This is a genomic window from Pseudoalteromonas piscicida (assembly GCF_002744175.1).
Taxonomy (GTDB): domain Bacteria; phylum Pseudomonadota; class Gammaproteobacteria; order Enterobacterales; family Alteromonadaceae; genus Pseudoalteromonas; species Pseudoalteromonas piscicida_B.
In genome coordinates, this window is the sequence record NZ_NKHF01000092.1 from 15,325 (window position 1) to 29,247 (window position 13,923).

Genomic DNA, 13,923 nt, shown 5'->3' on the forward strand with positions numbered 1-13,923 from the left:
TCGCGCGAAACAGCTTTCACAACAGCGTGCGTAGCGATTTGATAAATTCGTTGCTATAACACCGAGCCTACAAAAAGTTGCGTTCAAATCGGCTAAGTATGAAGGGCTTGGCTTTTACGAATATGAGCGTCACCATCATCAGAGCTATCATCATCCATACAGGGCGATCACCATGTGCGGCGTACCAACTCACGCCATTTATTAATTTAACGTCACTTTTCAGTGTATTTGCCTCAAACTGGGGAATGGTTTGCTGCACTTTACTGATTGGATCATAGACCCCTGTAATGCCATTATTGGTTACTCTAATGAGCGGCCGTTGTAACTCTAGGGCGCGCATACGCGCAATTTGCATATGCTGATGTGGACCATGAGAATCACCAAACCAAGCATCATTACTCACGGTAAACAGAATATCTGACTCAGTGGTAAAGTTGTCTCTCACCAGTTCGCTAAAAGCAATTTCGTAGCAAATTGCGGGCAGTACATGCAAACCATTGGCGAGTAAATTGGGCTGTACTGCATCTCCTCGGGTAAACGAAGACATGGCTAAGTTAAAAAGCGGTGCAATTGGGCGCAGTAGATCCTCAAAGGGGACAAACTCACCGATAGGTAATAGCTGATGTTTTTGATAGCGATTTTTATGCAGATAATGATATTGTCCTTCGCTATCTTCCTTAGTCTTCTTACCCAGTGTGATCAGGGTGTTATATGCTGTTCTAGTATCAAACTGATAGTCTGGAATACCCGTGATGAGTGCTGTGTTGTTGAACGCTGCTGCTTTGTCTAGCCCTTCTAAAAAGGGGTAGGCAATATCCTCAAACTCAGGTATTGCCGCTTCGGGCCACACAACAAGGTCAACGCCTTGCCAGTTTGGTCTGGTCATATCACGATATTTAGACATAGTTGGCCAAAATTGCTCAGGTTCCCAACGTAGGCTCTGTTTGATATTACCCTGTACCAGCAGTGCAGTTATTTCGTCTCCTGAGTATTTGACAGAGCCTTGAATGACAGGCACGCTGTAAACCCCTGCAATGGCAGCGAAGCTTATAACAGTGAGATAAACCGCGCGCTGCTTGATTAGGTAGTACGTACTAGCTGCGGCTAAAACAATGAGTAATGTCAGACCAAACTCGCCTATCCAAGGAGCTAGGCTGCTCAGTGGAGAGTCCGTTAGGGTATAGCCAAAGCTCAGCCAAGGAAAGCCTGTTAACATATGACCACGGAGCCACTCTGTAATAGCAAATCCACCGATGAGAGCAAGTACCCGCTGCCAAGGAGTTTGATTAAAGTAACTCGCGAAGAAAAATGTCAGCGTTGGATAAATTGCAAGATATGCACACAGTAACGCCATTAATAAAAGCGAAACAGGTAGAGGCAAGCCGCCAAACTCAGCGATAGAGACATGTACCCAGCTAATGCCTAAAGCAAACCAGCCAAAGCCAAATAAAAAGCCATATTTTGCGGCGAGTTTTGGATTTGGTTTATCGGTGAGCCAAACGGCTAAAATGAGGCTGGCAAATGCGATAGGCCAAAAGCCAAAAGGAGAATAAGCAAAAGTAAGCGCACAGCCGGAGAGTAGCGCCAGCCATGCGAATTTATCTTTTACAAGGTTACTCAGGTTAGATACTAGAGTCTTCAACATGTTCAGATTTAGGCACACTTACTTGGATTTGTAAGATCCTCCGGTTGTCGGAGTTAGTTACCTTAAACTGAAGGGGATCTATGTCTATGGTTTCACCACGGCTTGGCATATGACCAAAGGCATGCAGAATAATACCTCCAATGGTATCAGCCTCTTGCGTATCGTAGCTAGTTTTGAAGAATTCGTTGAACTCGTCTAGTGGTGTGAGCGCTTGCACAGTGTAAACGTGTTTAGACAGCTGGCGAATATCTTGTTGTTCTTCATCGTCATCGTGCTCATCTTCTATTTCACCAACGATGGTTTCAAGAATATCTTCAATAGTGACCAGTCCTGATACACCGCCGTATTCGTCAATCACGATAGCCATATGGTAGCGCTTTTGACGGAATTCGTTGAGTAGAGTATCAACACGTTTGCTTTCAGGCACAACCACAGCAGGGCGAAGGTATTCGCGGATACTTGGCAAATCGCTCTCTTGACGCAAAATGAGCGGTAAGAGATCTTTGGCAAGTAAGATGCCTTCCACATGGTCTTTGTCTTCACAAATCACTGGAAAACGTGAGTGTGAAGATTCCACCATCATGGGGAGTTGCGCACCAAGCGTTTCATCCACATCTAGTGTAATCATTTGCGAACGCGGGATCATGATATCACGTACTTTTAGCTCTGATACGCTGAGTACGCCTTCCATCATGTCTTTAGTTTCTGGATCAATTAACTGACGCTCTTGTGCATCAGCAATGACCTCAGCCAGTTCTTCTTTATTTTGGGGTTCCCCTTGCAGCATCTGTGTGATGCGTCCCAACCAGGTCTTGCTAGAAGAACCCTGACTACTTTGCGAGTTATCGTCGCTCATTAGTTGTGTCTGCTCCGTTAGTTTAACAATCGTCTCTATAAGGGTCTGCGATATTCAAAGAAGCGAGAATTTGCTTCTCAATCGTTTCCATCTCAACCGCGTCTTGTTCATTTATATGGTCAAATCCAAGTAAATGCAAGCAACCGTGGATAACCATATGGGCAAAATGGTCATGAAAGGTCTTTTCCTGCTCTACAGACTCTTGATATACCACCTGAGGACAGATAATTAAATCACCAATAAGCGGCAATTCAATTCCTGGTGGCGCATCAAATGGAAAAGACAGTACATTGGTCGGCTTGTCTTTGCCTCGGTATTGGCTATTTAGTTCTTGGCTTTCTTGTTCATCGGCAATGCGAATCGTTAACTCAGCTTCTTCACGAAACTGAGTTAGAGCGTGTTCGGCCCATAATTGAAATTGAGCCTCTGATGGTAAGTTGTCAAACCCACTCGCCAGTTGCAAATCCAGCATTAAATCCACGGTTTATTCCTCTGCGCCTGACTGTTTCGCTTTTTGCTTTTCAGCTTTTGCTAAGCGCTCTTGCTCTTCTTTCTTCTCATATGCCTCTACGATGCGAGCAACCACAGGGTGCCTAACTACATCATGAGATTTAAAGAAATTAAATGAAATCTCTTCTACGTCGCTTAGCACTTCAACGGCATGGCGAAGCCCAGAGCGCGCACCACGAGGTAAGTCAATTTGCGTGATATCACCGGTGATCACCGCTTTTGAGTTAAAGCCAATACGAGTCAAAAACATCTTCATCTGTTCAGTTGTGGTGTTTTGGCTTTCATCCAAAATAATAAACGCATCGTTAAGAGTACGACCACGCATATAAGCAAGTGGTGCAACTTCAATCACGTTTTTTTCAATCAGCCGTTCAACCTTTTCGAAGCCGAGCATCTCAAATAATGCGTCGTAGAGAGGGCGTAGATATGGGTCGATTTTTTGAGTTAAATCACCTGGTAAAAAGCCAAGCTTCTCACCGGCCTCCACCGCAGGGCGTGTAAGTAAAATACGACGAATTTCTTGACGTTCAAGGGCATCTACAGCGGCAGCAACTGCAAGATAGGTTTTACCTGTCCCAGCCGGGCCAACACCAAAGGTAATATCATGAGTTAAGATATTAGCAACATACTGGCTTTGATTTGGATTACGCGGCTTAACCACACCACGACGCGTTTTAATGTAAACTTCTTTATCCCATACCGTTGGTGCATCTTGCTCAAGTACGTTCGCTTCTGTGATAGCCAGATGAACCTGATCCGGTTCGATTTCTGTCATTTTTCCTTTCACAGGCTGAGTATCAACATATAGAGACTTAAGAATGTCCACGGCAGCTTTGGCCGTTACCACTTGTCCGGTTACTTTAAACCAGTTATCACGGTGTGCTATTTCAACTCCAAGGCGGCGTTCTATTTGTTTTAAGTTTTCGTCAAACGGACCACAAAGTGAAGAAAGGCGATGGTTATCTGCGGGTTCTAAGTAAATTTCTATATTTTTTAACTGATTACTCAAAATGTCTTCCTATAAAAATGACGCTAGCCGAAGCTAGCGTACAATTTGAAATGCTAGGGGGTAAAAGTACCAACACCTAATTCATTAATTTCAGGTTCTTGTGGTGCTTTGTTTAAAATATCCGAAGGTTTCACTTCGCGACGCAAGTCCATTTCGGCTTCAGTGCGAATGAGTTCACCACGTAATGAATTTGGCAACGCCTCAGTAATACGTACATCGACGAATTGGCCGATCACAGAATGTGGACCTTCGAAGTTTACAACGCGGTTATTTTCAGTTCTACCACGCAGCTCCATCGGGTTTTTCTTTGATGGACCTTCTACCAAGATACGTTGTTCAGTGCCATGCATCTTACGGCTAATATCTTGCGCCATTTGGTTGATACGGTTTTGCAAGATATATAAACGTTCTTTTTTCTCTGACTCAGCTACATCGTCAGGTAAGTCTGCTGCAGGTGTGCCAGGGCGCGCCGAGTAAATGAAGCTGAAGCTCATATCGAAACCGATATCGTTAATGAGGTTCATGGTTGCTTCAAAGTCTGCGTTGGATTCGCCAGGGAAACCAATGATGAAGTCCGAAGACATGCTTAGGTTCGGGCGGATTTTGCGTAACTTACGAATAGTTGACTTGTATTCAAGTGCAGTGTGGCCACGCTTCATTAAGTTCAAAATACGGTCTGAGCCACTTTGTACTGGCAGGTGTAAATGGTCAACCAGTTCAGGCACATCAGCATACGCTTCAATAATGTCTGGTGTGAATTCAACTGGGTGAGAAGTGGTGTAACGAATACGGTCGATACCATCAATAGCAGCAACATAGCGAAGCAAATCAGAGAAATAACAGATTTCGCCATCGTGCATTTCACCACGGTATGCATTTACGTTTTGACCTAGTAGGTTTACTTCACGTACCCCTTGCTCTGCAAGTTGAGCGACCTCTAAAATGACGTCATCTAATGGCCTGCTCACTTCTTCGCCACGAGTATAAGGTACAACGCAGAACGTACAATATTTAGAACACCCTTCCATAATAGAAACAAACGCCGATGGACCCTCAGCTTTTGGTTCTGGTAAGCGGTCGAACTTTTCAATTTCAGGGAAAGAAATATCTACGACAGAACCAGCTTTACTTTGTACTTGCTTGATCATTTCTGGCAAGCGGTGCAAGGTTTGCGGACCAAATACAATATCAACAAATGGCGCACGTTGACGGATTGTGTCGCCTTCTTGTGACGCTACACAGCCACCTACGCCAATAACTAGATCTGGGTTGGTGTCTTTTAATAACTTCCAACGGCCGAGTTGGTGGAATACTTTTTCCTGTGCTTTTTCACGAATAGAGCAAGTATTGAGTAGGATCACATCAGCTTGCTCAGCTTCTTCTGTGAGCTGATAGCCATTTGTTGAATCCAAAAGATCCGCCATTTTCTGGGAGTCATACTCGTTCATCTGACAACCCCAGGTTTTAATATGCAGTTTTTTACTCATTTAAATATTGCCTCGTTTACAACTCGGTGTTTAGCACTACGCTTTCTCGTGCAGGCGATGCTGAATTGATATCATTATGCCTAAAGGACGCGTATTTTATATGACCTATCTTGTCTAGCCAAGTATAGATTTTAACTTTCAAAATGTGGATCAATACAGTGCGTTTTAAGCAAACATCTGTTTTTATATGCGTTACAATGCGCAAAGACTCTAATAACGGGAATATGGCATGAAAAACAAGGCTCTGATAGTGGGAGGTGGCATGGTAGGTGCCGCCTGTGCAGTAAAGTTAGCAAAGCAAGGTGTTGACGTTACCCTGATTGAACATTCACCCATCTCACCTGATGCAGTGTTAGCAAGTGACAAGGTTGATATTCGTGTATCAGCAATTAATCGTTTTTCGGAGCAGTTATTAGATGAACTCGGTGCTATGCCACTGCTCAGAGGTACCAGAACAGCCGTTTATAAGCAGTTAGAAGCCTATGAAGATAAGCCTGGGCAATTAATATTTGATTGCGAAGAGTTAAGTGCGTCGCATTTAGGACACTTGATTGAAAATAACCTGATCCAAGCTGCGCTTTGGCAGCAGTTTAAGGAATTAGATATCGAGGTAGTTTCACCAGAAGGGTTTCCAACTCATATAACCCGTGATAACGACTCAATTACGATTCATTATTCACAACAAGACTATACAGCTGATTTACTTATTGCCGCAGATGGTGGTCGCTCAGTCGTGCGTCAGTTAAGTGGCATTGGCGTCACAGGGTGGCAATATGACCAACATTGTATGGGATTGCTGATTAAATTAGATGCACCGCAGCAAGAAAAAACATGGCAACAATTTAAGCCATCAGGCCCTATTGCATTTTTACCTATGCAGTACCCCTACGCTAATTTAATTTGGTATGACAACGGTAATAAACTGAATATGTTGAAGCAGCTAGATAAGCAATCGCTAAAACAAGAAGTACAGGCCGCATTTTTTGAATTACCTGGTGATTTTGAAATTGAAGATGTTGCCGTCTTTCCACTTGCCAGACAGCACGCCAATACTTATGTGGCTGAGCGAGTGGTGTTAGTAGGTGATGCGGCACACACTATTAACCCATTGGCAGGGCAGGGCGTAAACCTTGGCTTTAAAGATGTTGTTGCACTAGCCGAAGTGTTGGAGTCAACTCAGGATATTGGTGAGCGTGCGGTGCTAGGTCGCTATGAGTCTGAACGTAGGAAAGATAACTTGCTGATGATGAGCATGATGGATGCGTGTTATTTTGGTTTTTCGAATCAAGTCACACCGCTAAAGCATTTGCGAAACCTCGCGTTGAATGTTGCGAATAAAGCAGGGCCGCTAAAAAAAGAAGTACTCAAGCATGCCATGGGAGGGGTCGGCTTTTAGCTGACCTCAAACGCGCGTTACATGGCACTTATTTGATTAACCCTAGGAACTGAGTCGACACCTCATCTATAGTCACTTTTCCCTCATTTATTATTTTTTCTACCTACATTGTGATTTTTCAGCATTGAAATGACCTCTAATGCCACATTGTGCAGTTAATTATTTATGAACCGTACTTATTGTTTCACTTCGGACACCTATGTTAACAGGTGTAAATGGTGGGTTTGTTTTTGGTTGATTAAACTTGTTTTTTAGGTACAATTCCTGATTTTTTGAATTACATGTAATCTTCTATCTCATTTTGTTGTCTTTTTTACCCTCTGGTTGCATGTGCTGGGTGTGCTTTTCACTGCTTAGCCGTGCGATACATACTCAAAATAATATTACACGTTTATGGCGACAGCTTTTTAGTGCCTGCGCACTGGAGAATGATGTTGTTCAGTGGTGCCAACAAGGCTCGTATAAGAATTTTTAAATGTATTTCAAATAATTAATTATTCAATCAACTTAGGAAATAAAAAAATGAAACTATTTAATGCTCTACTTTCTGCAACGCTATTGATCTCTGCACACCAAGCTGTAGCGAGTTGTAACAAGTACACTTGTGAAGGTGTATCAAATGTGGTCTTTTCATCTGTGGTTGCAAATAACACTAATGTGAAAATTAAATTTCATGAAGGAACCAGTGCCACTTTGTCTTGTAATCTCGACTCTGAGCATGCCGCGCCGCTAAATCAACAAAGCCCAAACTTCCGTAACATGCAATCAATGCTTCTTACAGCTGTGGCAGCAAATTTACCAGTGGTATTGAGCTTTGATAAAGCATCATCTAGGTGTGTGATCGAGTCGGTTGAAGTTAAGGTTGTTGAGTAAATAAGGAAGTTAGAAGCCAATGATTAACTCAAAAGGGTTATGGGGAGTGTCACTAGGGCTATTTGGTCTAGTCGCACATGCAAGCCCAGTTGTGCCCAAAAATGATATATGGATAGATAGTAAAGAGAACTTGTACTATCAACAACCAGTTAAGCAAGTCACCACGGTTGAAGACGCACCGGTAAGTATTCGTATTTTTGAATCAATGCCTTACGTAAAGATCGTTGAAACCGCAGATGGTTACGAACTTAAGCCACTTTCAGCGGCAGAGTTCAATGCTCTTAAAGCTGAACTTGATGTCATCGGTAAGCGCCTGAGAAGCGATTTTGATGGTGATGGCAAACCCGATATTTTAATTCAAACCGATTTAGGTCATGAGTTACTTGTTTCAAACAAGAGCGTAAAGCCATATAAAATTGGCATTGATATTCGTAGTCTTGGTAATGAAATGAAAGTGCAAGACATGAACTACGATTTTAGAGCCGATATTGTTTCTCAAGATCTAAAGCAAGTTCACTATGCACAATCCACGGGAATATCGCATGCGATAGATACGAGTGACTATGTGGGGGCGCTGCCAGGTGAAAGTAATGTTTCTCCAAGTGGTGAGTTTACTTACGATATGCCGATTGCGGTAGCTGAGTCAACGGGTGGACTCAAGCCAAGTATCTCATTGAGCTACTCATCAACACCAAGAAATGGTCATGTTGGCGTTGGCTTTAATATTGGTGGGTTGAGTGCGATTACTCGTTGTGAAAAAAATATGGAAACCGATGGGGTAGCGGGCTCTGTTAACTTTGATAAGAATGACAGGTTTTGTCTTGACGGACAGCGTTTAATTGCCAAAACGGGTCAAACATATGGGAGCAATGGTACGGAGTATCGTACTAGGCAGGACCGTGGACAAAAAGTGATTGCACATACGTCTAACACAGATGTGGGTCCGTATGCCTTTTCTATTTTCGACACTCAGGGCAATAAATTCACCTATGGTAAATTAAGTGCTTCGCAAGATGCCCTGATAAAAGCGAAAAATGGTCGTGCTTTTACTTGGGCTCTAAAAAAGGTTGAAGATGCCTCTGGGAATTTTTATACCTATCATTACTCTCAAGTCAGTAATTCGTTGGAGTATTATCCGACTTCATTAAAGTATTCTGGTTATGGTTCTACCACCCACAACGAAATTAAATTTAATTGGGAGTCAAGAACCGATAATCATCGCGTTACTTATATTAAAGGTAACAAGGTAACACTTACTAAACGACTTAAAAATGTAGAATCATATTATTCGGGTCGCTTGATTAGACGTTATAACTTGACTTATACGTCGAGGGGCACAGGACAAGTCGAAAGTGTACTCACCAAAGTACAAGCTTGCTCAAGCGATAACAAATGCTTATCTCCAACCACTTTTAATTGGACTAGCCGAGGCAGTGTAAGACTTGGACGTGATATTGGCCAAGATTATTCACGAAAAAGCCGTTACAAAGGACATCAATTTTTAGACTTTAACGGCGATGGCTTAACCGACATTGCGTATGTTCGTAATGATAGAGGTAGCTCGAGTGACTATCTATATATGATCCCCAACACTGGCAGTGGGTTTGGTACAGAGCGGCGCTTTAATAATATGGCAACTAAGTCATTCCGCCGTACCTGGAAGGTGGTTGACTATGATAAAGATGGCAAAGACGATATTTTGTTTATGCCTTCAGGCAGTAGCTATTGGAAGCTATTTAAGCATACCTCAGCTATGAACTTTACCACGCAAACACTTTCATCGATTAGTCGTCCAGATAATGACAGCAATACACGATTTTTTGATATTGATGCGGATGGTTACCCCGAATTACTTCATTTTGTAAACAACAAACTTTCATATCAAAAAGGTACAAAAACAGGATTATCTAGCGGCGCAGCGAAAAGCATTAACTTTAATTTACAAGCTGGCGAAAACGCCACTGCGCACCTTTTAGCCTATGACAAAGAAGATAATACCTTCCAAGCAATGGACTTCAACGGTGATGGCCGAGCCGACTTTTTGGCGAAAGTTAGAATAAATACCTATTCCGATACAAACCCTATTTGTCGTATCAACCCTCGTGAGTGTGTCATTGATCTTCGTAAAGCACCTAGCCTTCAGCAAGCCAATGGTGCAATTAATAATCAACTGGACTCAGAAGTAAGCAACGTTGGGGATGAAGTGAATGCAGCGGTCCTCACTCCTGTTAGCGCGTCACAGCTTAACCGTGTAAATATGATAGCTGACAATGAAGTAACGCTATCTAAAACAGATACTTCTGGATTACAGTTGCGTGCACCGATCACTACGGCTGGCAGTGTGAGTTCGAGAACTTACTGGAAAATATTAGTATCTAAAGGAGCCGATTCATCAGGCAACATGAATTTTGATGAATTTCTTACAGTTGCATCAACCTCTAGTGTTAAAGATATTCAGGCAACTGAGCTCAATGGAGATGGACTTGCAGACATCCTGTATCGCAACAACGATAATAAATGGTATGCACGTATTAATAACGGTAATGGTTTTAACAGTCCAATTTATTTGTTCACCTACGACAAATCTAGTCTAAAGACTGTAGATATCAATGGCGATGGCACGCAGGAAGTATATCGAGAAAGTTACGGGGATTACTTTTACTTCTTCAACGGTATTAATAGCTTTACAGGTAGAAAACTGACATCGAATAGGTCAGATTACAATTTTACTTCCTATATGGACGTAACTGGTGACGGTACACCTGACAAGTTAGTATTCCAAGGACGTATGGGGCTTTATCAAAACTTAGATGCTGCTGCTTCATTAATAACTCAAGTCACAGACGGCTTTGGCGCTAAAACACACATCACTTATTCAACGCTTAATAACCGCAATATTTATACACCGCATAATGATGCGAACAAGAAAAACTGGGGTCGAGGCCGCGTTACAGATGTTAAGTCAGGTTCTCGCGTTGTTAGCTTTTTACAAAAAGCTGGTGATCAGATAAGTTACCGCTATCACGGTGCAAAGGCGCAAGTTGGCCGAGGCATGCTGGGCTTTAGACAAATTGAAATCGAAAGCCGAAATGCAGCAACCAAGGTGATCACTACGTATCGTCAAGACGGGGATTACCGAGGAAGTGCTGAGAAGGTTGAGTCATATGTTAAGTTTGGCCCTGAGAGCACCCCAGGTGGTGGCACTGATCCGATAGACCCATGTGAAGAAATTCCTGAATTGTGCAACTGTGAGTGGGGGAAAGAGTGTCAAATACAAAAAGAGAACCCGCTAGAGGCTGCTCAGCAGTTCACAGTAGCAAACGGAAATACCGCGTTATCGAGTCGTGTTTCTTCAACAGATATAGCCAAGTATGCGACCTTGTCTACTGCAACGGTAAGCAGCAGTATTTGGCGTCTTAAAAACCAAGTAACAACAACTTATAGTCGAAAGCAGCAGTCTTCATTTGTCACGCAAAATGCGACTAAACCCTATATGGTCTACCCAAAGACGGCAGTAACGAAGAGTTTCAATACAGATAATGCCAATCAGACCGTGATTGCAACTAAGACAAAGAGTTTAACAATAGATAGTTATGGTAATCCCAAACTCGAAACAAAAGTTGTGGATAGTCCGAATGGTTATGCTTACACGAAAACGGATAACGAATACGATTATAGTGTCTATGGTGGTCGATTAGTTAAAAAGAATGAGTATAAACGATACTTAAATCGGATTGGCGGATCCAATAAAGGCGACCATAGCAATAGGCATATTAGTCAGTTTGAGTACGATAACTTAGGGCGGTTGATTAAAACAACGGCCAGTAATGGAGTTGTAAAAGCATATGTGCTTAACGCTCGCGGTCTGATAAGTAAAGAAACAGTATCTAAAGCTGGGTTACCAACAAAAACGTTAGAGACATTTTACGATAGTACGTATCGCCATGTAACGGGTGAGATGAATAGCTTGGGCCATCGCAGCAGCATTGGCTATGATGCTCTTGGGCGCAAGCACTATACACAATCGGCGAATGGTCAACGTACTTACTATACCTACAATAAGCTCGGACGGTTGACTGGGGAGATATCGACTCCTGCCAATAACCATAGCACTTCAGGTAGCTTAGCTCTAAGCAGCAGTAAAACCAAGTACTGGTGTAAAGGGACTAACCATTGTCCAGCATCTGCCGTTTATTATGAAGAGACTGTTGCAGAAGGGGAGCCAAATGGTCGCACTTACTTTGACGTATTAGGCCGTAAGCTCAGAGCTGGCAGTGTAGCACTCAATGGGAGTTACGTTTATGTGGATTATCAATACGATGGTAAAGGTCGAAAAACCAAAGAGTCGATGCCATATTTTTCTGGTAATACACCAAGTTGGAACAGCTATACATACGATAAACAAAATCGAGTCGTTAAAGTTACTAAAGCGGATGATTCTGAGTGGGTAACTGAATACGATGGTGAGTCGGTTACGAGTATTAATCCAGCAGGACATAAAAATACCCAGATTAAAAATGCCATGGGGTTATTGGTTAAAGTTATTGATGCCAATGGAAAAACGGCTACTTATGAGTATGATGAAAATGGTAAGTCTAGAAAGCTCACAGGGCCAAAGGGCAACCAGATCCAAGTAACCTTCGATAAGTATGGCAACAAAACTAAGGTGGTTGACTCGGATAAGGGGACGGTTAATTACACATACAATGCATATCATCAGTTAACACAAGAGAGTGACAGCAACGGCAATGTTATTACTTACCAGTATGACAAAATTGGCCGTGTGACTGAAAGTGTCCGTAAGCGAAATGGTAAAACTGAGCATCATACATATACAACGTATGATACCGGCAGTTATGCTAAAGGTATGGTGTATTTAACCACTGACAAAGTGACAGGATTTACTGAGCGCTTCTATTACGATGTTTTTGGTCGCAATCGAGAAAAACATACCATTATTGACGGTACTACTTACAAAGAGATATGGGCGTATAATGGTAGTGGGCAGCTGGTAAAAGAAACGGATGCCTCGGGTAAGTCGATTAGCTATAGCTACAACAGTCATAAGCATTTAGTATCAATTAAAGATAATCAGACCAATACAACGGTTTGGCAAGCAAAAGCCGCAGATGCGTTTGGTAACATCACCAAAGAGCAATTAGGTAGCCGCATTACACGTAATAAAACGTTTGATGTGAATACTGGTCTACTGACCAGTATGACCTCGGCGGGTAATGGTACGTTGCAAAACTTGCGCTATGACTGGGATAACTTAGGTAACTTAAACTATCGCCAAGACTTGGTGGTCAACAAAAAAGAGACCTTTGGTTATGACAGTTTAAACCGAGTAACCAGTAGCCGCATCTCGGGTGGGGCAAGTACTGATATTCGTTATAATGAGTTGGGTAACATCACCTATAAAACAGGTGTGGGTACTTACCACTATCAAAGTAGTCGTCCACATGCCGTAACCCAGGTAACAGGTGCCAGAGCGAATAAATATGCTTATGATGCCGCTGGTAACATGGTGAAAGACAACGACCGTGAGCTGGTTTACAACAGCTTCCATAAACCAACCTACATCAAAAAAGACGACTACTGGGTGGAGTTTGCTTACTCGGGTGCAGGTAAACGTTTCAAGCGTAGCGAGTTTGGTGGTGAGAAAGGCAGTTTAATTCCAATATTAAACGGCGACTTGACGACCTTTATACCAATTACACAAGAAACGCGTTACGTGGGTAATGTGGAGTTTATCCGTTATGGCGGCCAAAGCCTTTGGGTGAGCAAGCGTTATATTGCAGGCAAAGTGTTAATCACTACGGTGAATAACAAAGCAACTACACGCTATATGTTAGACGACCACTTGGGTTCAACTCATGTGATTGCTGATGCTAATGGTAAGCTTGAACAAACCATGAGCTTTGATGTGTTTGGTGCGCGCCGCGATGCCAAAACATGGGCGAGAGACTTCAGCGATCAAGCCAAATTCACCAGTAAAATTACCTTACGTGGTTATACAGGTCATGAGCAAATGGACGAAGTGGGCTTGGTACACATGGGGGGACGAATTTACGACCCGATCTTAGGACGCTTTTTACAAGCTGACCCTATGGTACAAGCTCCTGAGAATATCCAAAACCTCAACCG

8 protein-coding genes are annotated in these 13,923 nt (G+C 42.7%); 3 read left to right on the forward strand and 5 right to left on the reverse strand.

Annotated elements, in window-relative coordinates:
- Positions 1 to 67: 67 nt before the first annotated feature.
- Genes lnt through miaB form a run of 5 tightly spaced genes read right to left on the reverse strand, consistent with a single transcriptional unit; the run spans position 68 to position 5,507 of the window.
- Positions 68 to 1,645, reverse strand: a complete 1,578-nt coding sequence (lnt, locus tag CEX98_RS18880) for an apolipoprotein N-acyltransferase (RefSeq protein WP_099643556.1) — start codon at positions 1,643 to 1,645, stop codon at positions 68 to 70.
- Positions 1,623 to 2,501 (reverse strand): CNNM family magnesium/cobalt transport protein CorC, encoded by an 879-nt coding sequence (gene corC, locus CEX98_RS18885; protein WP_099643557.1) that lies wholly within the window; start codon positions 2,499 to 2,501, stop codon positions 1,623 to 1,625. The genes lnt and corC overlap by 23 nt, the downstream gene beginning before the upstream one ends.
- Positions 2,502 to 2,523: 22 nt before the next feature.
- Positions 2,524 to 2,982: an rRNA maturation RNase YbeY gene (ybeY, locus tag CEX98_RS18890; RefSeq protein WP_099643558.1), complete on the reverse strand. Its 459-nt coding sequence runs from the start codon at positions 2,980 to 2,982 to the stop codon at positions 2,524 to 2,526.
- A gap of 3 nt (positions 2,983 to 2,985) precedes the next feature.
- Complete coding sequence (locus CEX98_RS18895; protein WP_099643559.1) at positions 2,986 to 4,020, reverse strand: PhoH family protein; 1,035 nt, start codon at positions 4,018 to 4,020, stop codon at positions 2,986 to 2,988.
- A gap of 53 nt (positions 4,021 to 4,073) precedes the next feature.
- Positions 4,074 to 5,507 carry a tRNA (N6-isopentenyl adenosine(37)-C2)-methylthiotransferase MiaB gene (miaB, locus tag CEX98_RS18900; protein WP_099643560.1) on the reverse strand — a complete coding sequence of 478 codons (1,434 nt, stop codon included), beginning with the start codon at positions 5,505 to 5,507 and terminating at the stop codon, positions 4,074 to 4,076.
- A 229-nt stretch (positions 5,508 to 5,736) separates the two neighbouring features.
- Here miaB and CEX98_RS18905 point away from each other — a divergent pair, with 229 nt between their 5' ends.
- The 3 genes from CEX98_RS18905 to CEX98_RS18915 form a co-directional block, all read left to right on the forward strand.
- Entirely contained in the window at positions 5,737 to 6,903 is a 1,167-nt protein-coding gene (locus tag CEX98_RS18905) for an FAD-dependent oxidoreductase (protein WP_099643561.1), read from the forward strand.
- Between the two features lie 522 nt (positions 6,904 to 7,425).
- Positions 7,426 to 7,776, forward strand: coding sequence for a hypothetical protein (locus CEX98_RS18910; RefSeq protein ID WP_099643562.1), 351 nt, complete (start codon positions 7,426 to 7,428; stop codon positions 7,774 to 7,776).
- Positions 7,777 to 7,795: 19 nt separating this feature from the next.
- Positions 7,796 to 13,923 (forward strand): FG-GAP-like repeat-containing protein (locus tag CEX98_RS18915; RefSeq protein ID WP_172439803.1); only part of this gene is annotated, 6,128 nt, incomplete at its 3' end.